This window comes from Streptomyces sp. NPDC002403 (genome assembly GCF_053593015.1).
Map to the genome: position 1 here is coordinate 37,726 of NZ_JBSFBQ010000038.1, position 22,942 is coordinate 60,667.

Annotated in this window: 19 protein-coding genes; 5 read left to right on the top strand and 14 right to left on the bottom strand. The window is 71.5% G+C overall.

The window, feature by feature from the left end:
* Positions 1–15 precede the first annotated feature (15 nt).
* The 4 genes from ACWCPY_RS31215 to ACWCPY_RS31230 all read right to left on the bottom strand — a co-directional run bounded on the left by ACWCPY_RS31215 (position 16) and on the right by ACWCPY_RS31230 (position 5,504).
* Positions 16–2,079 carry a PQQ-dependent sugar dehydrogenase gene (locus ACWCPY_RS31215; RefSeq protein WP_451270576.1) on the bottom strand — a complete coding sequence of 688 codons (2,064 nt, stop codon included), beginning with the start codon at positions 2,077–2,079 and terminating at the stop codon, positions 16–18.
* 11 nt (positions 2,080–2,090) lie between these two features.
* Entirely contained in the window at positions 2,091–3,731 is a 1,641-nt protein-coding gene (locus ACWCPY_RS31220) for a glycosyl hydrolase family 8 (protein WP_451270578.1), read from the bottom strand.
* A gap of 9 nt (positions 3,732–3,740) precedes the next feature.
* Positions 3,741–4,787: a chitinase gene (locus ACWCPY_RS31225; protein ID WP_451270580.1), complete on the bottom strand. Its 1,047-nt coding sequence runs from the start codon at positions 4,785–4,787 to the stop codon at positions 3,741–3,743.
* Positions 4,788–4,997: 210 nt separating this feature from the next.
* Positions 4,998–5,504 carry a hypothetical protein gene (locus tag ACWCPY_RS31230; protein WP_451270582.1) on the bottom strand — a complete coding sequence of 169 codons (507 nt, stop codon included), beginning with the start codon at positions 5,502–5,504 and terminating at the stop codon, positions 4,998–5,000.
* Positions 5,505–5,705: 201 nt separating this feature from the next.
* Here ACWCPY_RS31230 and ACWCPY_RS31235 point away from each other — a divergent pair, with 201 nt between their 5' ends.
* Positions 5,706–6,542 carry an aldo/keto reductase gene (locus ACWCPY_RS31235; protein WP_451270584.1) on the top strand — a complete coding sequence of 279 codons (837 nt, stop codon included), beginning with the start codon at positions 5,706–5,708 and terminating at the stop codon, positions 6,540–6,542.
* Between the two features lie 606 nt (positions 6,543–7,148).
* On the opposite strand, the gene ACWCPY_RS31240 is transcribed toward ACWCPY_RS31235, so the two are convergent.
* Together ACWCPY_RS31240 and ACWCPY_RS31245 are read right to left on the bottom strand one after the other, a co-directional pair.
* Complete coding sequence (locus ACWCPY_RS31240) at positions 7,149–7,706, bottom strand: hypothetical protein (RefSeq protein WP_451270586.1); 558 nt, start codon at positions 7,704–7,706, stop codon at positions 7,149–7,151.
* Between the two features lie 440 nt (positions 7,707–8,146).
* Positions 8,147–9,100, bottom strand: a complete 954-nt coding sequence (locus ACWCPY_RS31245) for a class I SAM-dependent methyltransferase (RefSeq protein WP_451270588.1) — start codon at positions 9,098–9,100, stop codon at positions 8,147–8,149.
* Between the two features lie 169 nt (positions 9,101–9,269).
* Between ACWCPY_RS31245 and ACWCPY_RS31250 the strand changes: the two genes are divergently transcribed.
* Positions 9,270–10,232: a LysR family transcriptional regulator gene (locus tag ACWCPY_RS31250; protein ID WP_451270590.1), complete on the top strand. Its 963-nt coding sequence runs from the start codon at positions 9,270–9,272 to the stop codon at positions 10,230–10,232.
* A gap of 22 nt (positions 10,233–10,254) precedes the next feature.
* On the opposite strand, the gene ACWCPY_RS31255 is transcribed toward ACWCPY_RS31250, so the two are convergent.
* Entirely contained in the window at positions 10,255–10,560 is a 306-nt protein-coding gene (locus ACWCPY_RS31255; RefSeq protein ID WP_451270591.1) for a 4a-hydroxytetrahydrobiopterin dehydratase, read from the bottom strand.
* Between the two features lie 63 nt (positions 10,561–10,623).
* On the opposite strand from ACWCPY_RS31255, the gene ACWCPY_RS31260 reads away from it, so the two are divergent.
* Positions 10,624–11,418: a helix-turn-helix domain-containing protein gene (locus tag ACWCPY_RS31260; RefSeq protein WP_451270593.1), complete on the top strand. Its 795-nt coding sequence runs from the start codon at positions 10,624–10,626 to the stop codon at positions 11,416–11,418.
* Between the two features lie 159 nt (positions 11,419–11,577).
* Here the strand turns inward: ACWCPY_RS31260 and secD are convergent, their stop codons facing one another.
* From secD to ACWCPY_RS31290, 6 genes are all read right to left on the bottom strand, one after another.
* Entirely contained in the window at positions 11,578–13,881 is a 2,304-nt protein-coding gene (gene secD, locus ACWCPY_RS31265; protein WP_451270595.1) for a protein translocase subunit SecD, read from the bottom strand.
* A gap of 30 nt (positions 13,882–13,911) precedes the next feature.
* Entirely contained in the window at positions 13,912–14,523 is a 612-nt protein-coding gene (locus tag ACWCPY_RS31270; protein WP_451270597.1) for a hypothetical protein, read from the bottom strand.
* A 29-nt stretch (positions 14,524–14,552) separates the two neighbouring features.
* Complete coding sequence (locus tag ACWCPY_RS31275) at positions 14,553–15,386, bottom strand: rod shape-determining protein (protein WP_451270599.1); 834 nt, start codon at positions 15,384–15,386, stop codon at positions 14,553–14,555.
* A gap of 149 nt (positions 15,387–15,535) precedes the next feature.
* Complete coding sequence (ligA, locus tag ACWCPY_RS31280; protein ID WP_451270601.1) at positions 15,536–17,644, bottom strand: NAD-dependent DNA ligase LigA; 2,109 nt, start codon at positions 17,642–17,644, stop codon at positions 15,536–15,538.
* A 27-nt stretch (positions 17,645–17,671) separates the two neighbouring features.
* Positions 17,672–19,771: an alkaline phosphatase family protein gene (locus tag ACWCPY_RS31285; protein WP_451270603.1), complete on the bottom strand. Its 2,100-nt coding sequence runs from the start codon at positions 19,769–19,771 to the stop codon at positions 17,672–17,674.
* Between the two features lie 98 nt (positions 19,772–19,869).
* On the bottom strand, positions 19,870–20,283 hold the full coding sequence (locus ACWCPY_RS31290) for a hypothetical protein (protein ID WP_451270605.1): 414 nt from the start codon (positions 20,281–20,283) through the stop codon (positions 19,870–19,872).
* 187 nt (positions 20,284–20,470) lie between these two features.
* Here ACWCPY_RS31290 and ACWCPY_RS31295 point away from each other — a divergent pair, with 187 nt between their 5' ends.
* Positions 20,471–21,253, top strand: coding sequence for an MBL fold metallo-hydrolase (locus ACWCPY_RS31295; RefSeq protein ID WP_451270607.1), 783 nt, complete (start codon positions 20,471–20,473; stop codon positions 21,251–21,253).
* Positions 21,250–21,870, top strand: coding sequence for a DedA family protein (locus ACWCPY_RS31300; protein ID WP_451270609.1), 621 nt, complete (start codon positions 21,250–21,252; stop codon positions 21,868–21,870). Before ACWCPY_RS31295 ends, ACWCPY_RS31300 begins: the two co-directional genes overlap by 4 nt.
* On the opposite strand, the gene ACWCPY_RS31305 is transcribed toward ACWCPY_RS31300, so the two are convergent.
* Complete coding sequence (locus ACWCPY_RS31305; protein ID WP_451270611.1) at positions 21,860–22,918, bottom strand: MBL fold metallo-hydrolase; 1,059 nt, start codon at positions 22,916–22,918, stop codon at positions 21,860–21,862. The genes ACWCPY_RS31300 and ACWCPY_RS31305 overlap by 11 nt on opposite strands.
* Positions 22,919–22,942: the final 24 nt, after the last annotated feature.

Genomic DNA, 22,942 nt, shown 5'->3' on the forward strand with positions numbered 1-22,942 from the left:
GTACGGCGTCCCGTGCTACGTGATCGAGACGCGCAACAGCTTGTCCGAGCCGTCGGGCTCGTTGCCCTTGTTGTCGCAGTTGGTGGTGGAGAGCCAGAGCTGGTCCTGGCCGGGCACCTTGGTGACGGTGCGCAGCCTGCCGTACGTTCCGACGTAGTACGCGCTCGGCGTGCCGAGGTTCTCGGTGTCACCGGTGATCGGCACCCGCCACAGCCGTTCGCCCTTCAGCGCGGCCATGTAGATGACGTTGCGGACGATGGCGATCCCGCTGGGCGAGGCCTCGGAGATGTTCCAGGTCTTCTTCGGGTTGGTCATGCCGTCGGTGGTGCAGGTGCCCTCGCAGACCGGCCAGCCGTAGTTCTTGCCCGGTTTGATGAGGTTGAGCTCGTCCTTCTTGCTGTCGCCGAACTCCGCCTCCCACAGCCGGCCGTTGCGGTCGAAGGCGAGCCCCTGCGGGTTGCGGTGGCCGTAGCTGTAGACGTAGTTGCCGAAGGGATTGCCCGGGGCGGCCCTGCCGTCCGTCGTCATCCGAAGGATCTTGCCGTTCAGCGAGTTCTTGTCCTGGGCCAGGTCGGGGGTCTGCGCCTCGCCGGTCGACACGTACAGGTAGCCGTCGGGGCCGAACAGCAGCCGCCCGCCGTTGTGGTACCTGCTCTTCTTGATCCCCTGGAGCAGGACCGTGTACCCGCCGAGCGAGCTGCCGTCGTAGGTCATGCGTGCCACGCGGTTGCCCTCGGACGCGGTGTGCATGAAGTACACGTAGTGGTTGGTGGACCACTTCGGGTCGACGGCGACGCCGAGCAGACCTCCCTCGCCGTCGGTCGTGACGGCGTCGGGCACGGTCCCGACCTGGGTCCTGGTGCCGTCGGGGGTGGCCTTGAGGACCTTGAAGCTGTCCCGTTCGGTGACGAGCGCGCTCTTGCCGTCGGGCATCCAGTAGGTGCCCCAGGGGATGGACCAGCCGCCGGAGACGGTGGCGATGCCGGACGGCACACCGCCGTCGGTGGCGCAGTCCGGGGTGGTGAAGGTGACCGTGTTGCTCGGCGGTGAGGTGTTGCCCGCCGCGTCCTCGGCGACGACGTCCAGGCTGTACGGGCTGGCGCAGGCGAGCCCGGTGAGGGTGGTCGTGGTGGCCGGTGGGGTGCCGGTCACGGTCTTGTAGACGGTGCTGCCGCTGCGTACCTCGTAGGCGGTGACGGCCTTGTCGTCCGTCGACGCCCCCCAGGTCAGGGCGACGCTGTTCGCGGTGAGGCCTGAGGTGGACAGGGTGCCGGGTGCCGTGGGTGCGGTGGTGTCGGAGCTGCGCAGGGTGGTGCAGTCCACGATCGGGCTGACCGACGACACGTTGCCGGCCGCGTCACGTGCGAACACCGTGAGGTTGTAGGTGGTGTCGGGGGTGAGCCCGGTCAGGTTCTTCGTGGTGGCGGTGCCGGGTGCCTCACCGAACTTGTTGCCGTGTTCGTAGATGTCGTACGCGGCGACTCCCACGTTGTCCGTGGCGGCGCCCCAGCCGAGCGTGAGGCTGTTCTCGGTGATCCCCGAACAGCTCGGTGCCGTGGGTGCGGTGGGCGCCTCGGTGTCCGAGGAGGTGACCGTGACGTCGAGATAGTCGAGGTTGGGCAGCCCGTTGGCCGTCGTGGAGGTCAGCCGGATCCTGTTGCTGCCCGCCTTGACCGGTGTGGTCAGGGTGGAGGTGGCCCAGGTGTCCCAGTCGGTGGTCGCGCTGAAGGCGCGGGCGGCCGAGACCACCGAGCCGTTGACGGCGACATCGGCGGGCCGGGCGTCCGCCGTGCCGTTGGAGTAGCGGACGGCTATCTTCCCGGTGCCGGCGGAGGCCGCGTCGACGGTGAACTCCACATAGCTCCCGGCGACGTTGTCGCCATTGACGAATCCGGTGCCCGAGTAGCCGGAGTGGTTGGACTCGGCGGCGCCCTTGACGATCGTCGCGGACTCCGCCTCGTAGCGGGTGGCAGCCGCGGAGGCCGGCTGCGGGATTGCCTGCACCAGGGCGGTACAGAGCAGTAGGGCGGTGAGGGCCGCCACTCTTCCTCGTGACGTGGTGAGCGTGCCGGTCTGCATCTGACCCTCCATCAGGGAACCCAGTAGTTGCCGGACGCGACGATCATCGACTGGAGCTGGACGCTCCCGCCGTAGTAGAGATCCGGGTCGATCGGGGTGGTGGCGAGCTTGTTCCAGAGCGCGTCGAGCCAGGCCTGGGAGCCGGGGTCGGTCAGCGCGGTCACGGCGAACGGGGCGGTGAACGCCATGTCGTTGCCGCTGTCGAACACCGAGCCGTTCAGGTGGTAGCCACTGGCGATCTTGCCCGGGTCGCCACCCGTCTTGGCCTTGATCCAGGTGTTCAGCTTGCGGGCCGCGGCGAGCGAGGCGCTGTCCCCGCTGGTGACGGCGTCGGCGCCGATGCGCCACGGGTCGCGGCAGGCGTTCCAGGAGTAGTCGCCGTCGTTGGGGCTTTCGAGCACCTCGCCCGGGGCGGGCTTGGCCGTGGTGTTGGTGTTGACGACGAAGTCCGCCAACAGCCCTGTGCCGGCCGCATACTTGGACTGCTGGGAGGTGATCAGGTCCTGGTGCGCGGTGCGGACGGTGTCCCAGGTGCTGTCACCGGTGGCGGCCCTGAACGCGCGGAAGTGGTCGATCATCCAGTCGGAGGAGCGGGTCATCCAGTAGTGGGACTCCCCCGAGTCCGACCAGTCGCCGAACAGCATCAGGTGCGTGGTCGGGTTGACCTCGCTCTTCTTGATGGCGTTGATGTGTTTGACCGCGAGGTCCTTGTAGTTGTACGTCCCGGTGGAACCCCACTGCCGGTCGGCGAGGAGCAGCCCGTAGGCGACGTCCAGGTCACCGTCGGTCGCCGAGTCGGAGCCGTCGACGCTCTTGCAGGAGGCGTCCTGTTCGGCGGCGAGGAGGTTGGCGTTGTTCACCGAGGGGTGCGCGAGCATGTACTTGACCATGCCGTCGAAGACGGTCTTCGCCTCCGGGTCGGCGCCCGCCATCGTCGCGGTGACGACCATCCCGTAGCCCTGGGCCTCGGCGACGTAGGGGTGGTCGGCGTCCGGCGAGATGACCTCGTACCAGCCGTTGCCGCAGTTCTTCTTCACGAACGCGGACTTCCAGGCGTTGTACGTCCTGACCACGGCCTGGTCGAGTGCCGACTGCGAGCCCGAGGGCTTCAGCGTCCCCGCGGCGTACGGGATCGTGTGGCTGCCGAAGGGCACGGCGGGACCGCCGGTGGCGGGGATCGCGGTGTCCAGGTAGTCGAGGTTGGGGCCGCCGTCGGCCGTGGTCGCGGTGGCCCGCACGGTGCTGGTTCCGGCGGGGAGCTGTGCGCCGATGGTCTTCGTCGCCCAGGTGTCCCAGGATCCGGTGGAGCCGAACGAGACGCCGGAGGCGACGACCGTGCCGTTGACGCTGATGTCCAGTGGACGGTCGGTAGTGGTTCCGTTGGCGTAGCGGATGGCCAGCGAATTGCCGGCCGCGGTGGTGCTCACCGTGAACTCCACTGAGGATCCGGCGACGTTGGTGTAGTCGACGAAGCCGGTGCCGGAGTAGCCGGTGTGGTTGGTCGCCACGGCCGCCTGGGAGAGCTTCGCCCCCTCCGCCTCGTAGCGGGTGTCCGCTGCGGCGGCCGAGGGCGCGCCGAGCAGTGGCATCAGCAGCCCGGCGGTGGCGAGTGCCGCTCCGGCGAGGGTCACTCTGCTCGTGGTGGTACGCATGGGATCTCCTCAGCCCTTGTACTGGACGACGATCTTGGTGAATTCGTACGGGGACTGGGACACCCCGCTGCAGGTGTCCCCGTCGCTGCCGGAGCCGCAGGACCGGTCCCGGTTGACGGACCAGAAGGCATAGCGCGCGATGTGGTGCTGCTGCGCGTAGCCGAGGATCGTGCGGAAGTCCTTGGTCGTGACGGTCTCGTCCGGCTCGTCCGTCTTCCCGTTCATCGAGGAGACCCCGATGTGCCGGTAGGCGGCGTCGTCGCTGTAGCCGTAGGCGCTCTTCACGGCAGACTTCAGCCCGTCCAGCGCACCGACCGTGGCCGCGCCCATCGTGCCGCTGTGCCCGCCGAAGTCGAAGGGCATGACGACCCAGCCGTCGTTGTCGAGCCCCGCTGCCGCGCCTCGCTCGATGAGGTCCTTGCCGGTGGCGTCGGGACCGGTCGGGGTGGTCCCCATCGTCACGTACGTCACGAGGCCCGGGTTGGCCTTCCTGACGGTCTTCAGCGCGTCGACCACCCGTTGCCGCACGGTGGCCCTGGAGAACTCGGTGTCCTCGATGTCGATGTCCAGCGCCTTGAGGTGGTAGGCGTCGATCACCTTCTGGTAGGCCCCGGCCAGGGCGGCGGCGCCGGTGCACTTCTCGCCGAGCTTGTCGCCGCTCCAGCCGCCCACCGAGACGACGATGTCGCCGCCGGCCGCCCGGATGGCGTCGATGGCGTCCTCGTCCGAGCCGCCGGTCAGCGGCCGGTCCCCGTCCCACTTCGGGTTGCAGGTGCCGTCCGAGAGGACGAACGCGAGCGTGAACCACTTCACGCCGGTGGCCGCCATCACATCGTCGGGTCTCTGCGGGTCTCCCCAGCCGAGGTATTCGTACGGGGCCGCGGCCATGGCGCCGGGAGCCGCGGCGGTCGCGCTCGCGGCCGGGAAGTCGTGGGCGTCGGCGGCCTCGTCCGCGGCGGCGTAGGCCTTCGGCAGATGGCCCAGCAGGGGCAGGAGCAGACAGCTGAGTCCTGCGAGGGCGGCCACCAAGCGGCGTGGGGGTGCGGCAGGGTGCACGGTGATCCCTTCCGGTTCGGTGTTAGGAAAGGTTCCTAACCGACACTGCATAGGATTCCCTGCGGAGCTTTCTGTCAATGCCCCGCGCGGGCCCAAATCCCAAGCGGCGCCGGTGGGTTGGATGGAGCGCGGGCAGCCCTCGGGGGCGGCGGGGCACACCCCGCCGCCCTGCCGTGCCAGGGCCCTTCGCCTCCTGCTTCCCGGGACGGGTCAGACCAGCTGGTACCCGCGCATCCCGGTGAGCAGGAGGTGGGCGTCCTGAAGCGATCCCGAGGTGTCGCCGAGCGGCCGGTAGATGCCCCATTCGGGCCGGACCCGGTCGGCGAGGAGGGCGTCGACGCCGGATTTCGACCTGCCGACGACGGTGGTCGCCCCGTCCTTCAGGATCCAGCGGACCGCATCTGACGCACCGTCACCGACGGTGCGCAGCCCGGTGACCTCCTGGTGCCGGCGGTCCGTCGAGGTGTCCCGGTCGGCGGTGTGCATGTTGAACCTGAAGTTGTCCCCCTCGGCGAGGATGTGCGGCCGGCCCGCCGGATGGGAGTCGGCCCGGTCGTCCTCGACGGTCTCGAAGGCGTCGAGTCCGCCACTGCCGGCCGAGGGCGACCAGCGCAGTTTCCGGCTCGCCGTGTGCGCGGTGGCGGGGAGCCCGGCGGTCGCGGCGACGGCGCCGCCGATGGCCGCACCCAACAGCGCCCTCCCGGAAGGGTTCGTCATGTCGACCTCGCTCGGAGTCGCTCGCCGTGATCCCGGAGTACACGTTCACAAGAGTGGTCGTCGTTCAGTGACGTGCTCCAGAGTTGCGTGATGACCGGACGCGGTCAATGCCCTGTACGGATGAGGTCTGCGGGGAATGCCTGGCCGCCGGTGATCGTTGACCAGGGGAGTACCAACCGACGACGTAAGGATCGACCGCTCGTGAGCCAGGTCCCCTCCATCACCCTCAACAACGGTGTCGCGATGCCGCAGCTCGGTTTCGGTGTCTGGCAGGTGCCGGACGACGAGGCTGCGAAAGCGGTCACCACGGCCATCGAGTCCGGGTACCGGAGCATCGACACCGCCGCGATCTACGAGAACGAGCAGGGCACCGGCCGGGCGATCGCGGCCTCCGGGGTCGCCCGCGAGGAGCTGTTCGTCACCACGAAGCTGTGGAATTCCGAGCAGGGCTACGACGCGACCCTGCGCGCCTTCGACGCCTCGCTCGACAAGCTGGGGCTCGACTACGTCGACCTGTACCTGATCCACTGGCCGGTGCCGGCCAAGGACGCGTACGTGGACACGTACAAGGCCTTCGAGAAGATCCACGCCGACGGCCGTGCCAAGGCCATCGGCGTCTCGAACTTCCTCCCCGAGCACCTGGAGCGTCTGCTCGGCGAGACCTCGGTGGTCCCGGTGATCAACCAGATCGAGCTCCACCCGCAGCTCCAGCAGGCCGAGTCGCGCGCGTTCCACGCCGAGCACGGCATCGCGACCGAGGCCTGGTCGCCGCTGGGGCAGGGCAAGGGCCTCCTGGAGGTCCCGACGGTCGTCGCGATCGCCCGCAAGCACGACCGCACGGCCGCCCAGGTGGTGCTCCGCTGGCACATCCAGACCGGCAATGTGGTGATCCCGAAGTCCGTGACGCCGTCGCGCATCGCGGAGAACCTCGATGTGTTCGGCTTCGAACTGGACGCCGACGACCTCGCCGCGTTCGCCGCGCTGGACGAGGGCAGGCGCCTGGGCCCGAACCCCGGCGAATTCAACGTCGGCGCCTGAGCCCCGCCATCGCGCCATTGACGCATACGGACCGCCGCCCGGCTGCCGAGCCGGGCGGCGGTCCGCCCGCGGGGAGCGACCGGAACGGCAGCAGCCACTGGTGACAGTTGGAGCCGATGCGGGAACACCCCGGGGCAAGGGCCGGATACGGGCCGGCACGGCGATCTGTACGGATGCGTGCGGACCAGAACTCCGAACGGCCCTTCGACGCCATGCCGACCGGGCCGTCCCCCACCCGGACCAAGACGACCCGTCGACCCCCTGACGGACGGGACATGGGCGGCGTCTGCCACGCCGGCGCCACGTTCTGCCGCCCGGTTGCCGGGCTCCGCCGAGGGCCGCGGGCCGAGAAACGAAACCGGAAGCCGAATTCCGGAACCCGGACCGAAAGGCGCCGACCCGACCCTGGTGGCCGCGTGCGGCGCGGCCCCTCCAGTCGACTGGCAACGCCTCACCGTCCGGATCTAATATGACCTTGCAGGTGTTTGTGAGTGTCAGTCGTCGTTCAGGTGCGGATATCCGACCGGATCACTCCGGTCGGATACCCTGACTGGAGCCCCGGCCCGATTACGGCGGGCCGGGGCTCACGTCAACCTGGTGACTCGGTCACCAGTCCCGGCCACCGCCCTCACGGCCCTCGTCGAAGTGACGCTCGATGACGCGGAAGCTGCCCACGACACCGTTCTTGACCCACACGCCGCCCTTGACGTGACCGGGGAACACCCCGTCGCTGGAGCTGTGCGGTCCGACGGTGGCGATGGGCGCGCCGTTGTCGCAGGTGGCGCCACGGAAGACCTCGACGGTCCGGCGGCTGTCGTTGCGGATGTTGAGGCTGTTGGAACCGAGGCCGCTGACCACGGTCACGCAGCCGCCGAGCTCGTCGGCGTACGTCCGCTCGTTGATGTGGATACGGCCCTCGTAGTAGTGGCCACGACCCTCGTTGCCGCCACGGCCCTCGTTGCCGCCACGGCCCTCGTTACCCTTGCCCTCGTTACCCTTGCCGACGTCGCCGCCGCCGAGAGCCGAAGCGGGAACGGCCTGCTGGACGGCCTGGGTCGCCTGGGCCGGCTCCGAGGTGGCGGCCGAGGCGTAGGTGATACCGGTGGCGGCCAGGGCTGCAGCGGCCGCGACGGCGGCAGTGACGACGGTGGAACGCGTAATCATTTCGCTTCTCCTGTCTCAGAAAGGTCGGCTGAGCAGTCGACCCGTGGATGAAATTACTGAAGATCTTCATACGTGTCATATCGGACACGGCGAAGTTCGACACCCACACTCCGATCGAGGTACATAAATGCGCCATATGCGATATTCGCATAATTTGATGAGCTGCCAATTGCCCCTGTTTTTGGGCGAATTGATCTGCGATTAGACCGCACAGGGGACTTCCTGATACGCGCTCACCCTGGTAGCAGCGTGTCTTTTCTTGACAGGGCCCGGGCAGCGGCCGGAACCCGTGAATATCCGTCATCCGCGGCTTGCCCGCACTCCTCCGGTACGGGCCGCGGCGGGGTACGGGAAGGCCCGGGAATACGCCCCCGCACGGACCTCCTGCCCTGGTGGGAGCCGGGCCCGACCCGACTCCCGTCCGATGCGGTCGCGCGCCGTCAGCCTCGTCGGCCCAGGTGCACGGTGCGCGCCGAGAGCAGGTGGACATCGGGGCGCCGACGCAGCCCGGCCGGATCGTCGGGGTCGAGCAGCCGGTCCAGCACGGCGACGTCCTCGGCCGTGAGCTCCTCCTCGAACATCTGGCGCCGACGGGCGAACTCGGTGACGACATGGTCCTGGGCCCGGTCGGAGAGCGGCGCCGGAAGGTCGAGCAGGAAGCTGCGAGTGCCCTGCGGGGCCAGTCCGACCGCCGTGAACAGGGCGCTCCAGTCCTCGGTCTCCCGCGTGGCGCCGGGCAGTGCCGCCCGCATGTCCTCGAACCGGGCCGCGTTGATCGCTTCGAGCCTGGCCTCCAGGCCGGGCCGCCCGATGCCGATGTCACGCGGGAGCCGGCGGGGCTGCAGCCCGCCCTCGACCAGGGCGACGGTCCCGCCCGGGCGCAGCAGCGCGGCGAATCCGGCCAGGACGGCGCGCTGGTCGCCCATGTGATGCAGGGCGTTGCCCACCCAGATCAGGTCCGCCTCCGCCAGTCCGGCGAGGCCTTCGGGGAGGTCCGCCTCGTGCGTGCGGACCCGGTCGCCGAGACCGAGGCGCTCGGCGTGACCTCGGGTGCGTTCCAGGAGCGCCGGGGTGCCGTCGACTGCGACGACCTCCGCCTCGGGGAACACCTCGGCGAGCAGGCAGGTGATCACACCCGGTCCGCTGCCGATGTCGAGCACCCGGCGGACCTTCGGGGCCGTGGGGAGCCCCGCGATCCACCGGGCCGCCGCCTCGTACTGCGGACGGCTGACCTCGGCCTCCTGTTCCAGCTGCGGCCCCATCACGTCCCAGTCGATGTCTCCGGCGTCGTGATGGTGGCCATGGGTCCGGTCGCCGTGCCGGCCATGGGCCGCGTCCGGGTGGTGGCTGTGGGCGGTGTTCTGGTGATGACCGTGTCCGGTGTGCTGGCTCATGGAAACAGCGTCATTACGGACCGACCTCATGGCAAGTTTCCTTGCCGGTTCAGCAAGTCACTCGCTCCCGCCGACGCCGCGCGCCCGGCACCCGTCCGAGTCCGGACACATCGCGCTCATTGGACACCTGCATATTGCCGGTACGCCGCCGGGCCCATAACTTGCGTTTATGGAGCTGGAGTTACGCCATCTGCGAACCGTACGTGCCATCGCCGACACCGGGAGCCTCACCAAGGCGGCCGCGACGCTCGGGCTCGCCCAGCCGGCGTTGAGCGCACAGCTGCGAAGGATCGAGAAGGCGCTCGGCGGCCCGCTCTTCGACCGTGACCACACCGGCGCCCGGCCCACGCTCCTCGGTGAGCTGGTGCTCGAACGGGCCCGGGTGGTGCTGCCCGCCGTGAGCGAGCTCCAGGAGGAGGCGGTGCGGTTCGCCAACGCGTGGGGGACGATGGAGCGCTTCCGGCTGGGCGGTACGCACGGTCCGCTGCTGGGCGGCCTCGTGGACCGCCTGGTCACCGCGCACCCGACCGCGCCCGTGTCGACGTACACCTCCTGGTCGGTCGGCGAGATCGCCTCCCAGCTGGTGGACGGAAGACTCGACTTCGCCCTCATCGGGACCTGCGGGGAGAGCCCGCCGCCCGGCAGCGACCGGCTGACATGGCAGGTGATCGGCGTCGACCCGGTCTTCGTGATGCTGCCGGACTCCCACCCGCTCGCCGGTGAACAGGAGCTCGACCTCTCCGCGCTGGCGGACGAATGCTGGACGGACGTGCCGGGCGAGGGCTGTTTCGCCGACTGTTTCATCGGCGCCTGCGCGCGGGCCGGATTCAGCCCCGTCTCGGTGTACGAGACGGATACGGCCTCCGTCGTCCATCTGGTGCAGGTGGGACGGGCGGTCGGACTGTGCCGGGCGACGTTCCCGCCCACCCCGGGCGTGGTGACCCGGCCGATCACCGGCTCACCGCTCAGCTGGCGCCACCTGCTGGGCTGGCATCCCCGTTCGACGGCGGCCGGCGCGGCGGCGGGCGCGGTGAGCGGGTACACACGGGCGGCGTACACGGAGGCGGTGGAGCGCAGCGAGAGCTATGCGCGCTGGCTCGCCGCGCATCCACGGTTCGGCGCGGCGATGTGACCTGCCGCTCGGGTCGCCGTGGCTACCGCACACCGTGCCCGTCGGCGATCGCCGCCACCCGCGCGGCCAGGTTCAGATCGTTCTCGGTGACCACACCGCCCGCGTCGTGCGTGTTCACGGAGAGGGAGACGGTGTTGTACCCGAGGGTCAGATCGGAGTGATGGTTCAGTTCGTCCTGGATGGCGGCGACATGCACGGTCAGCCCGAGGGCGGCGAAGTGGGTGTGGAGCCGGTACGTACAGGTGATCCGGTCCCCTTCCAGCGACCAGCCGGGCAGTCCGGCCAGACGTTCCTCGATCTCTTCCTGCGACAGCGGTGCGGCGGGCATACGGCGACTCCCTCGTCGGCGATCGGTGCCGGTCGGCGGTGCCGGTGACGTTACGGTCTGGGTATGACAACTGTCGCGCTTGACACGGGGGTAGGGCCGCTGCTGCGCAGTTGGCGTGAGCAGCGCCGGATCAGCCAGCTGGAGCTGGCGCTCCGTGCCGATTCATCCGCCCGGCACATCTCCTTCATCGAGACGGGCCGCTCCCGCCCCAGCGAGGAGATGATCCTGCGACTGGCCGAGCATCTCGACGTCCCCGTCAGAGAACGCAACGCCCTTCTGCTGGTGGCCGGTTACGCACCCCGCTACGCGCAGACCGCGTTCGACGACCCGGCGCTGGACGCGCTGCGCGAGGGGATGGAGCGGCTGCTCCAGGCGTACGACCCGTATCCGGCGCTGGTCGTCGACGGTACGTACAACGTGGTGGCGGCCAATCGGGGCATGGCGACGCTGCTGGAGGGAGTCGCCGATCACCTGCTCGTACCACCGCTGAACGCCATGCGGATCACGTTGCACCCGGAAGGTATGGCCCCGCGCATCCGCAATCTGCGGGAGTGGCGGGCCGATCTGCTGGACCAGATGGACCGCCAGATCGCCCTGGCCCGTTCGACGGAGCTGCGTGAGCTGTACGAGGAGATCGCGGGCTATCCCGTACCGGAGGGCACCGGCCCCGGGCCCGTTGCTTCGCTGCCCTTCGCGCTGCCCCTGCTCATCGAGCACGACGGGCGGGTGCTCTCCTTCGTCTGCTCCATCGCGACGTTCAACACACCGATGGATGTGACGGTGGCCGAGCTGGCGATCGAGACCTTCCTGCCCGCCGACCGGGCCACCGCCGACCATCTGCGGTCCCTCGCCCCCTGAGACGCGGGACGCGTGACCGCGGGCCGCACGGATACCGGCTGCGGGTGCGGGGCGGTCGTACTGCTCGCCGGTGACCTTCTGCGGTCAGGTGGTCGGCGACCGGCGCCCGAAGCGGACTTCGAGCGCCGGAGCTGATCCGGAGCAGCCGATTTCACGACGTCAGACGCGTGCTCCGTTGTCGAGCGGATCCCTGCGCGCCCGCCCCGTACCGGACCGGCGTCCCGGTGCCCGTGTGCGGGCCGGTGGCGGGGCCTTGCTGCTGCGCTCCAGGACGAGGGCGGCCGGCACGGCGGTCAGCACCGAGGAGTACGTACCGACGCAGATGCCGATGAGCAGGGCGAGGGCGAAGTCCGCGAGGGAGTCACCGCCCAGCACCGCGAGCGCGACGAGGATGAAGAGCGCGCCCATTCCGGTGTTGACCGTTCGTGGGACGGTCTGGAGAACGGCCCGGTCGGCGATGGTGGCCAGCGGTACGCGACGGGCCTTCGCCCAGAGTTCCCGCACCCGGTCGAAGACCACCACCGAGTCGTTGACGGAGTATCCGATGACGGTGAGGAGCGCGGCCAGGAAGATGCCGTCGACGGTGCGGCCGAGCCAGGCGAAGGCGCCGACCAGGATGATCACGTCGTGGACCAGCGCCCCGACCGAGGCCACGGCGAACGTCCAGCGGAACCGGACCGCGAGATAGGCCAGCTGCACGAACACGGCGATGCCGAGCGCGATCAGGGCATTGCGCCGCAGCTCGTCGCCGAGGCTGGGGCCGATCAGCTCGTCGCGGACCTTGGTCGTCCTGCCGCCCTCCTCCGCGAGGGCGGCGCGCAGGGCGTGTTCGCCGTCGTTGTCGAGCTCACCGGTCCGTACGGAGAGGTCTCCCGCCCCGGCCGTGGTGACCTCGGCGTCGCCGAAGCCCGCGCCGGCCAGCGCGGTGCGGGCCCGCTCCACGTCGACGGGCCGGCTGGTCGAGTACTCGATGAGCCGGCCGCCGGTGAACTCGACGCCCAGGTTGACACCGCGTACGACGATGCCGAGGACCGCGACGGCGACCAGTGCGGCGGAGACCATCAGCCAGCGGCGCGGAGACCGCATCAGCCGGGGGTCGCGGCGGGTCAGCCAGGTGCGTACCCGGCCGGGGAACGCGATGCCGTTGACGCCCCGGTAGGCGCTGACGAACCGGGAGCCCGCGGCGATCTCGGTGAGTGCGCGGGCGATGACGAGGGCGGAGAACATGGAGGCGATCACACCGATGGCGAGAGTGATGCCGAAGCCCTTCACCGGTCCGGAGCCGAGGAAGAAGAGCAGCCCGGCCGCGATCAGCGTCGTCACGTTCGAGTCGGCTACGGCGCTCCAGGCGCCCTTGAACCCGGCCGTCAGCGAGGAGCGCAGGGAGCGGCCCGGATGCTGTGCATGTTCCTCCCTGGCCCGTTCGAAGACCAGTACGTTGGCGTCGACCGCCATCCCGATGGCCAGGACGAATCCGGCGAGGCCGGGCAGGGTGAGGGTGACACCGAGGCCGACCAGGGCGGCGTAGGAGATCAGTCCGTAGGCTGCGAGCGCGACGGCGGCGAGTGCGCCGAAGAGCCGGTAGACGACGGTGATGAAGAGGGCGGTGGCGGCGGCCCCGATGAGGGCGGCGCGGGCGCTGGCGTCGATCGCGGCGGCGCCGAGCGTCGGTCCGACGGTCCGCTGCTCGACGATCTCGACGGGGAGCGGCAGGGCACCGCCCTTGATCAGCAGGGCCAGTTCACGGGCCTCGTCCGCGCTGAACGATCCGGTGATCTGGGTGGATCCGGAGGGCAGACCGGCGTTGCAGGCGACCGTCGGGGAGACCTGTGGCGAAGAGATGATCTGCTGGTCGAGGACGATGGCGACGCGGCGGCGGTCGTCCTGGACCGGGTGGCAGGCGGCTTCGCCGGTCAGCCGGGTCCAGTCCCGGCCGGCCTTCTTGTGGAAGTCCAGGGACACGGTCCAGCCGGCACCCTGCTGGCCGTCGAACGCCGCGGTGGCGTCCTTGACGCCCGCGCCGGAGAGCCTGGCCGGGCCGAGGTCGAGGGCGCGCCCCTGTTCGTCGGGGAGGGTCGGCCCCGCGCCGGCCCTGTCCTCGCCGCCGCTCCCCGGGCCCTGGACCGCGTGGAAGCTGAGCTGTGCGGTTCTGCCGATGACCTCGGCGGCCTTGCGGGGGTCCTGGACGTCCGGGAGTTCGACGATGATCCGGTCCTCGCCGGAGCGGGTCAGCGTGGGTTCGGCGACGCCGAGCGAGTCGATGCGCTGGCGCAGTACTTCGAGTGTGCGTTCGGTGCTCTCCCGGTCCGCCTTCGCGGTGTCCGAGTCCTTGGCCTGGAGCACCATTCTGGTGCCGCCCTGAAGGTCGAGGCCGAGTCTGGGTGACATGGTCAGCGTGATGAGCACGGAGACGAGCAGTACGGCGGCAGCCAGCACCGCTCGCACCGTGGTGGCGCGAGTCATGGGTTTCCTCCGAGGGGGCGCCGGGCGCCCTCACCTCGGCGGGGGCGGCACGGCGGTTCTGTGGGACGGGACCGGTGGCAGGACCGGTGGCCGGTGAACGGCCGTCCGTGGAGGCCCGCGTACGCCGGGGAGCGCGAGGCGCGCGTGGTCGGTGGCACGAGGGGGTGCGGTGGGGGCCGGGCGGTCGGCCCGGTGAGGTGTGTGGACGCCGGGCGTGCCGGGCAGCAGGGCGTCGGGGCCGGGCGGCGGGAGGTGGTGCGCGGTGCGGGCCTGGTCGCTGCCGGCCCGGGGCTGGGGGCGGGGCGCGGTCGGCGGCCCGGACCGGTGGTGGTCGGTCGCCGTGGCCGTGCGGGTGCGCCGGGTGTCGTGGGCGGTGCCCGTGCGGGCGGTCCGGTCGGTGTGCGGGGTGGGCTGGTGGGCGCCCGGGGTGTACGCGGCGGACGGCGGTACGCCGGCGAACGGCCGGGCCGGCAGTGCGGATCCGGCGGCTGCGGGGGTGCCGCCGACGACGGTGAGGACGGCGAGCAGGAGGGCGGCGAGGAGCAGCCGGGCCGCCTGCGCGGTGCCGTGGTGTGCCGGGTTGCCCGGCCGTGCGCTCGGGCCGGTCCGGCCCTGATCCGTCGGACAGGCCCCCGGGGGCACGTTCCCCGGGGGCGGCCCCGGGAGGGGGGTCACCCGGTTCGGCCGGTCAGGGCCGGGGCCGCGCCGGCCCGGCGGAGCACGGAGTCGAGGACCATCCCGGCGCCGCGTACGACGGCGGTCGCCGGGTCGTCGGCGAGACGCACCGGGGCCCCGAGGCGGACCGCGATCCGATTGGTGACGTCGGGGCGGGCGGCGCCGCCCCCGGTGAGCAACGGGCCCCTGCGCAGGGCCCCGAGGACGGCGCCGTGCCGGTCCTGCTTCCACATCTCCATGATCATGTCCAGGACGGTGCGGACCACCTCGGTGGGCGGCTGCGCCGGGGCGAGGTCGCCCAGCCCCGTCTCGGCCTGGCGGGCGTCGCGGACCTGCCCGTCGACGAGCAGGGTCGCCTCGGTCAGTTCGGCGCCGATGTCGACGACGAGCAGTGGGCCGCCGTCGCGCGGTCCGGCGTATGCGGCGGCGGCCCTCGCGCTGTCGAGGACGATGACGGTGGTCGGCCCCAGGGCCGCGATCAGTTCCCTCGCCTCGGCGCGCCGGCGGGCCCCGGCGAGGACGGGGTGGCTGAGGACGATCACGGTGCCGGTGCGGTCCGCGCCCAGTGCGGTGTCGGCGATGCGGCCGAGCATCCGGCCGCAGGACTCGGGGTCGACGATGCGTCCCCGCCGGACCGGGCGGCCGTGCCCGGCTCCCGTACCCGCTTCGCCACAGACGTCGGTGTCGGCCAGGAGCCCGTGTCCGGGCACCCAGACGCGCGTGCGGGAGCTGCCGAGGTCGAGTGCGAGGCCACGGGTGACACCCCGGTGGTCCTGGTGGTCCCGGCGGACGGAGGAGCCGAGTCGTCGCCCCTCGTGCAGAGAACGCATCGCCCCTCCCACCGGCCTGCCGTCGCGGCCGCGCACACACCCATGAACCCGCTGATAGCGAGGCATGGTCGAGCCCTCACTATGCAATAGGGAGGCAAAGAAAGCCACTCCCGGGCAAAATCCAAGGGCCGGTCACACGGCGCCGTGCCTCACACCTCCGACGGCAGGAACACGGCGACCAGGTCGGCGAACTCGTCCGGCGCGGCTATCCGGATGCCGAGGTCCTCCGCCTTGGTGCGCTTGGATCCGGCCTTCTCCCCGGCGACCAGGAGCGAGGTGCGCTTGGAGACGCTGGACGAGGACTTGCCGCCGGCCCGCTCGATCAGCTCGTTCATCTCGTTCCGGGAGAGCTTCTCCAGTACGCCGGTCATGGCACCGGTGACCACCACCGTCATCCCGTCCAGCGGCAGGGCGCCGCGCTCCCCGTCCGTGGCGGCGGCCGCCTCCTCGCTCTCCTCCCCCGGCTCGGGCGGCGGCGTGGCGCCGGGCTCCGTCATGTTGACCCCGGCGGCCACCAGCTTCTCGATCAGCGGGGCCAGCTCCACCAGCTCCGCGACGACACCCGCGGCCTTCTCCTTGCCGATGCCGTCGACCCGCTGGAGCTCCTCGGCGTCGGCCGTCCTGATGCGGTCCATGTGCGCGAAGTACCGGGCGATCCGCCGCGACATGGAGCGCCCGGTGCCGCGCACCCCCAGCGCGCAGAAGACCCGGGAGAGCGGCTGGGTCCGTGCCGCCTCGATGGCGGCCAGGAGGTTGTCGGTGCTGGTCTCGCCCATCCGCTCCAGGCCCAGCAACTGCTCGCGGTCGAGGGTGAAGAGGTCGGCGAAGTCGGCCACCAGACCGGCGTCGACGAGCTGGACGACACGGGTCGCTCCGAGGCCCTCGATATCGAGCTGGTCGCGGCCCGCCGCGTACGAGACGGAGGCGACGAGCCGGCAGTCGCGGCCCCGGACGCAGCGCCAGCGCTGCTCGCTGGTGTCTATCCCGGAGCCGCACTGCGGGCACGACTCGGGGAAGTCGATCGGCGTTTCGTCACCGGTCCGCAGATGGGCGACGGGCGCCTCGATACGGGGGATGATGTCGCCCGCCTTGTAGACCATCACCCGGTCGCCCAGGCGCAGATCGCGGCGGGTGATGTCGGCGGGGTTGTGCAGCGTGGCGTAGCTGACGGTCGAGCCGTCGATCTCCACCGGCTCCAGCACGGCGCGCGGCGCGATGATGCCCGTCCGCCCCACGTTCCACTCGACGCCGAGGAGCCGGGTGACCTTCTCGACGGCCGGAAGCTTGAAGGCGATGGCCCAGCGCGGCGCCCGGCTGCCGGAACCGGCCTCGCGCTGGTCGGCCGCGAGGTCGGCCTTGATCACGATGCCGTCGATGCCGAACGGCAACGAGGCGCGCAGGGCGGCGACTTCCTCGACCCGGCTCTGTACCTCCTCGACGGTGGCGACGGTGCGCGGCGCCACGTCCGTGTCCGCGGCGGTGTGCACACCGAGGCGGGCGACGTACGCGAGGACCTCGCTGTGCGGGAGGCCGGCGAGGATGTCGGTGAGCCCGCCGGAGTCGGGCAGCGGCAGGGCGCCGTAGGCGAAGAACGTCATCTCCACCGTGTACGCGCGGTCCTTGGCGCGCAGGGTGCCCGCCGCGCCGTTCCTCGGATTGGCGAAGGGGGCGCCGCCGTGTTCGGTGCGCACGGCGTTGGCCTGCTCGAACTGCTCGGTCGTCATCAGGATCTCGCCGCGCATCTCGATCGTCACCGGCTCGGCGAGCCGCTCGGGCAGCCCCACCACGGTGCCGATCGCATGGGAGACGTCCTCGCCCGCGGTGCCGTCGCCCCGGGTGATCAGCTGCTCCAGGCGGCCCGCCCGGTAGCGGGCCGCGACGGCCAGGCCGTCGAGCTTCGGCTCCACGCTCCAGGCCGCGACGGGCCGGCCTATCCGGCGTTCCAGCGACGCCGTCCAGGTGACGAACTGGTCGGCCGAGAACACGTTGTCCAGCGAGAGCATCGGCACCGTGTGCGGTACGTCGCCGACCGCGGCGCCGCCCGCCACCTTGCCGGTCGGGGAGGCGTCCAGCACCTCCTGCGGGTGCTCCTGCTCGTATGCGGCGATCCCCCGCACCAGCCGGTCGTAGGCGTCGTCGTCGAGCGTGCTCTCGCCCGTGGCGTAGTACGCGGCGGCGGCCTTCGCCGCTTCTTCGACCGCGGCGGCGTAGGCGGCGGTGTCGGCGAGCACAACAGCTGAGTTCGTCATGGCCCCCATCCTGCCGCCCACCACTGACAACGCCCCTCAGCCGGCGGCCTGGACCGTTCCGTCCGCTTCTCCGGCGCCTCCGGCCTCACCCGGCACCGACACGGGAATCTGCGGGCCCGGACACTCCCCCAGCCAGCGGCGCAGTACCTTGTGCACCTGTTCGGCGCCCACCAGCTCCGTGCCGGGTGCCACCGGCGCGGACAGCTGGGACGGCCACAGCAGGAACGGGTGGGACTGCTCGCCGCCCAGGCCGCCGTGCGAGCCGATCTGCTCCTCGAAGGCGTGCACACAGCCCGTGGCGCCGTCGTACATCGAGTTGACCATGATGTCGGCGACGTGCGGGAAGGTGTCCGTCCGCCGCACCGCCGCGGCCGCTCCGGGGCCGAACGGGGCCAGTGGCCCTTCCCCGTCGACCAGCTCCGAGACCGGGATCTCCGTGCCGCCGCGGCCCAGCACCACCGATCCGTGGCGCTCGCTGCGGACCAGCAGGAAGCCGATGCCGGGGTGGTTGGCGAGGGTGCCGAGCAGGGCGGGGTGGCAGTGGTCGAGCTGTTCGCGCGAGGCCCGCCCCTCGATGTCGGGGAAGGAGATCAGGCCGAGGTTCCCGGAGGCGAGGACCACGGGGTCGGACGGCTTCGCGAGGTGCTCCGCCACCCCCTCGTCGACCGGCCGGTGCAGGGCGATCCGTACCGCGTCGCGCGCCTCCGAGCCGCTGCGGGTGCGCTGCGCCCGACGGGGCACGGGCAGCCCGCAGCCCGCCCGCACCAGGTCCTTGAGGGTCAGCCCGTACGCCCCCGCGAAGGTCTCCCCGGGGCTCTGGCCGTGGTCGGACAGGAGCACGATCCGGTAGGTGCGCGGGGTGTGTTCGGCGACCTTGACGATCAGGGCCAGCGAGCGGTCCAGGCGCGCGAGCACCTTCTCCGCGTCGCGGCTGTTCGGTCCGGAGTGGTGCGCCACCTCGTCGTAGGCGACCAGGTCGGCGTAGACGGCGGTGCGGCCGGCGAACATGTCCCCGATGACGGCGGCGACCACCACATCGCGTTCGACGACGGTCGCGAAGGCGCGGATGAAGGGGTAGAGCCCACCGCGCTTGATCCGGGGCGTGACCTTCCGCATCCGTGCCCGGGTCGACTGGCCGATCTCCCGGCAGACCTCGGCGACGAACGACACGGCGGTGCGTACGGCGTTGGCCGGGTCGGAGAAGTACGCGAAGTACCCGGCCCTGGAGCGGCGGCCCTTGCCGAACCGGGCCGCCATGGACAGGACGAGCGCCAGCTGGTCGGCGCCGCCGCTGAAGAGGTTGCCGCGGCTGGCGCCGTCCAGCCTGAGCAGCCCGCCGTCGTGGGTGCGCGCGACGGCCCTGCGCTGGAGTTCGAGAGCGCTCGCGGGCCTGCTGGAGACCATGACGTCGCCGGTCTCCTTCTCGTACCAGCGGAAGGCGGGGACGTCGTGGTTGCTGCCGTGCAGGATGCCGAGCTGGCTGGCCCCGGTCTGGCTGGACCAGTCGGTGCGCCACGGGGTGAGCCGGTGCCCGTCCCGGTCCGCCAGCCACTGCGCGACGGTCGGCATCAGGCCCTCGTCGGCGGCGCGGGCGAGCACGTCGTGGCCGACGCCGTCGAGCTGGATGAAGACGGTTCCCGGCGGCCCGCTGCGCCCGTTGTCCGCACCGCTGCGCCGTCGGCGGCGGACGGCCAGCCGGGAGAGCCTGCGCCGGTAGGCGTTGTCGTCGCGGACGGCGAGCGCGGTGGAGGTCGCCGAGGCGACGGCGGACATCACGGCCGCGACGACGACGGCCGTCTCCGGGTCGGCGGCGCCGCGCCCGTCCGGGATGAGCCGCAGGGCCACCAGCAGCAGCGAGCCGTTCAGGAAGAAGACGAGCAGCCCGAGGACCAGTGCGGGCACGATGAGCAGGGCCCGCACCAGGGCCGGCCAGACCAGCGCGGAGAGCAGACCGAAGGCGCCGGCGCCCCAGGCCGCGGTGAACGCGATCTTGGTTATGCTGTCGCCGTCGGCCGACTGGAGCTGGAAGTCAGGCAGAATCCCGGCGAGCACCAGCATCGTGAGCGTCGAGACCGCCCACACCACGACCACTCGCATCAGGGCGCTCCCGGCTGTTCGCCATCGCCCGTCACCCACGCCGTTCCACCTCACGTCCGGACCCCGCCGTTCCGGGTCCCGGCCCCCAGCTTTTCACAGCGGGCCCGCGGCCCCGGCCGCAGCGGCCGGGAGCCGGGTCAGCGGCCGTCGTAGCCGGCGGTCGGCATGGAGAGCCTGCGGTGCACGCTCGCCTTCGTCCGGGCGTTGTACGGCGGCTCGTCCAGCCCCGCGATCTCCAGGCGCACACCGCGCCGCTCGCACTCCGCGGCGAACTCCGGCACCGAGGCGAGTGCCCGTGCCAGCACCCGGTCGTTGGCGGCGACGAACAGCTCGACCTCGCCGCTCTCGACATCGGTCCACAGGGCGTGGTGGTCGGGGCGCAGCCCGTAGAGCCGCAGCTGCCGGGTGACGACATATCCCTTGTCGGCGGCCCAGCGGGCACACATGTCGTGCTGGCTGCGGGTGTCCACCAGGAACGGGTCGCTGTCGAGTTCCTCGAGCGGTGTGAGGCTGGCGATGGCCGCCACCCGTACGTCCGTGACGTCCCCCATGGCCGTCCCCCCGTGCTAGTTCGTGTCGGCGACCCTACCTTCCGGCCCCCCGCGCAAGAAGGCGCGTGCGGGAACGGTGGGAGCGCGGAGGACGGGGACGGAACACCTGTGCGCCCCCGCCCCGGCCCAGCGCTTAGGCTCGATGGCGGGGCCGGAACCGAGGAGCCCGGGAACGAGGAGGCGTCGCGTGCCGGTGGAAGTCACCTGGTGGGGTCATGCCACCTGCACCATCGAGGACTCCGGGGTGCGGGTGCTGACCGATCCGCTGTTCGTGCGGCGCTTCGCACATCTGCGCCGCCGGCGCGGTGAGCTGCCCGGTGCCGAGGCGGCGGTCGCCGATGTCGTGCTCGTCTCGCATCTGCACTCCGACCATCTGCATCTGCCGTCCCTGTCCAGGCTCGCCCCCGGCAGTCGGCTGATCGTGCCGGTGGGTGCGGTGCGCGCCGTGCCGGGGCTGCGGCTGCTGCGCTCGGTGCGCGGGCTGCGGATCACCGAGGTGGCCCCGGGCGACGAGGTACGGGTCGGCGAGGTGCGGGTACGGGTGGTTCCGGCCATGCACGACGGCAGGCGGCTGCCGGTGGGTCCGCACCGCTCCCCCGCGCTCGGCTTCGTGGTCGAGGGCGAGGCGCGGACGTACTTCGCCGGTGACACGGGGCTCTTCGACGAGATGGCGCAGGCGGTCGGTCCGGTGGACGTGGCGCTGTTGCCGGTGGGCGGCTGGGGCCCGTATCTGGGCCGCAGTCACCTCGACGCGGGCCGGGCGGCACAGGCGCTGGCCCGGCTGGCGCCCCGGTCCGCGGTGCCGGTGCACTACGGCACGTACTGGCCGATCGGCCTGGACGGGGTCAGGCCGCACGAGTTCCACTCGCCGGGTGACGAGTTCGTCCGCAAGGCGGCGCTGCTGGCGCCGGAGGTGGCCGTGCACCGGCTGTCCCACGGTGAGCATGTGCGGCCGGAGGCCGCCAGGTGATCCCGCAGGTCGTGGGGCAGCTGCCCCCGGAGTCGACGCAGCAGGCGGTCGGCTATCCGTCCTTGTTCCTGCTGGTGGCGCTGGGCGCACTGGTGCCGGTGGTGCCGACGGGCGCGCTGGTCAGTTCGGCCGCCGTGGTGGCGCTGCATCAGTCGTCGCCGTTCGCGCTGCTGATCGTCTTCGCGGTGGCCTCGGCGGCGGCGTTCCTCGGCGACATCTGTCTGTACTGGCTCGGCCGGCGGGGGGTGCGGTCGAGGAACGGTTCGAAGTGGCTGCGGGCGATCCGCGACCGGGCCGCTCCGGAGCGGCTGGCACAGGCGCAGCGGAAGCTGGACGAGCACGGTGCGGTGGTGCTGGTGCTGTCCCGGCTGGTGCCCGCGGGGCGGATTCCGGTGATGCTGGCCTGTCTGCTGGGCCGGATGCCGCTGGGCCGGTTCGCCCGTGGCGATGTGCCGGCATGTCTGGCGTGGGCTGCGACGTACCAGCTGATCGGCATCCTGGGCGGTTCGCTCTTCCCCGAGCCGTGGCAGGGGGTGGTCGCGGCGGTGGGTCTGACGGTGCTGATCAGCGCGGCGCCCGCGATGTGGCGGAAGACGCGGGCGCGGTTCAGCCACTGATCGTGCGGGGCGCCGGCTCCAGTACGCGTGAGGCGCCGATCGGCAGGTCCCAGAGCTGTGCCCGGGGGTGCCCGGCCCGTTGCCAGGCGGTGCGCAGCCGGGTCAGCGGTTCGAGTACGGGTTCCGCGGAGAGCAGGAAGGCGGCCCAGTGCATCGGCGCCATCGCGCGGGCGCCGAGATCCTCGTACGCCTGCACGGCCTCCTCGGGGTCGGTGTGCACATCGCTGAGCCACCAGCGCGGTTCGTACGCCCCGATCGGCAGGAGGGTCAGGTCGATGCCGGGGTACCGGCTGCCGATCTCGCCGAACCAGTGCCCGTACCCGGTGTCCCCGGCGAAGTGGATCCGCTGCGCGTCGGGGCCGGGAGTGCCGATGATCCAGCCGCCCCACAGGGAGCGGCAGGTGTCGGTGAGGGTGCGCCTGGACCAGTGGTGGGCCGGTACGAAGTCGAAGCGGACCCCGTCGAGCTCGGCCGATTCCCACCAGTCGAGTTCGGTGACACAGGTGAAGCGGCGACGGCGGCACCAGCGGCCGAGCCCGGCGGGAACGAAGAGCGGGGTGTCCCTGGGCAGTCTGCGCAGGGTGGGCGCGTCGAGGTGGTCGTAGTGGTTGTGGCTGATGACGACGGCGTCCACGGGCGGCAGTTCCTCCCAGCGGACGCCGACCGGGGTGATCCTGGCCGGGGTCCCGAGGATGCGCCGGGACCAGACGGGGTCGGTGAGGACGGTCAGCCCGCCGGTGCGGATGATCCAGCTGGCGTGCCCGGCCCAGGTGACACAGGTGCTGCCCGCGGGGACGGCCGGGAGGGGTTCGGGGGCGTAGGGGAGCTTGTGGATTCCGCGCAGTCCCTCCGCGTTGGGCCGCAGGGCGTGCTCACGGGCCAGCCGGGACATGCCCATGACACCCGGGAGCGGCGCGGTGAGCCGGTCGGCGAAGCTCCTGGGCCAGTCCCGGATCTCGCCGAGCGGACGCGGTCCGACGATCCGGCCGCGGACCGCGCGGGGCGGCTGCGCGGTCCCGGTACGGGAGCGCTCGGTCTGTTCCGTCATCGAGAGACTCCCGTCTCGCAGTTC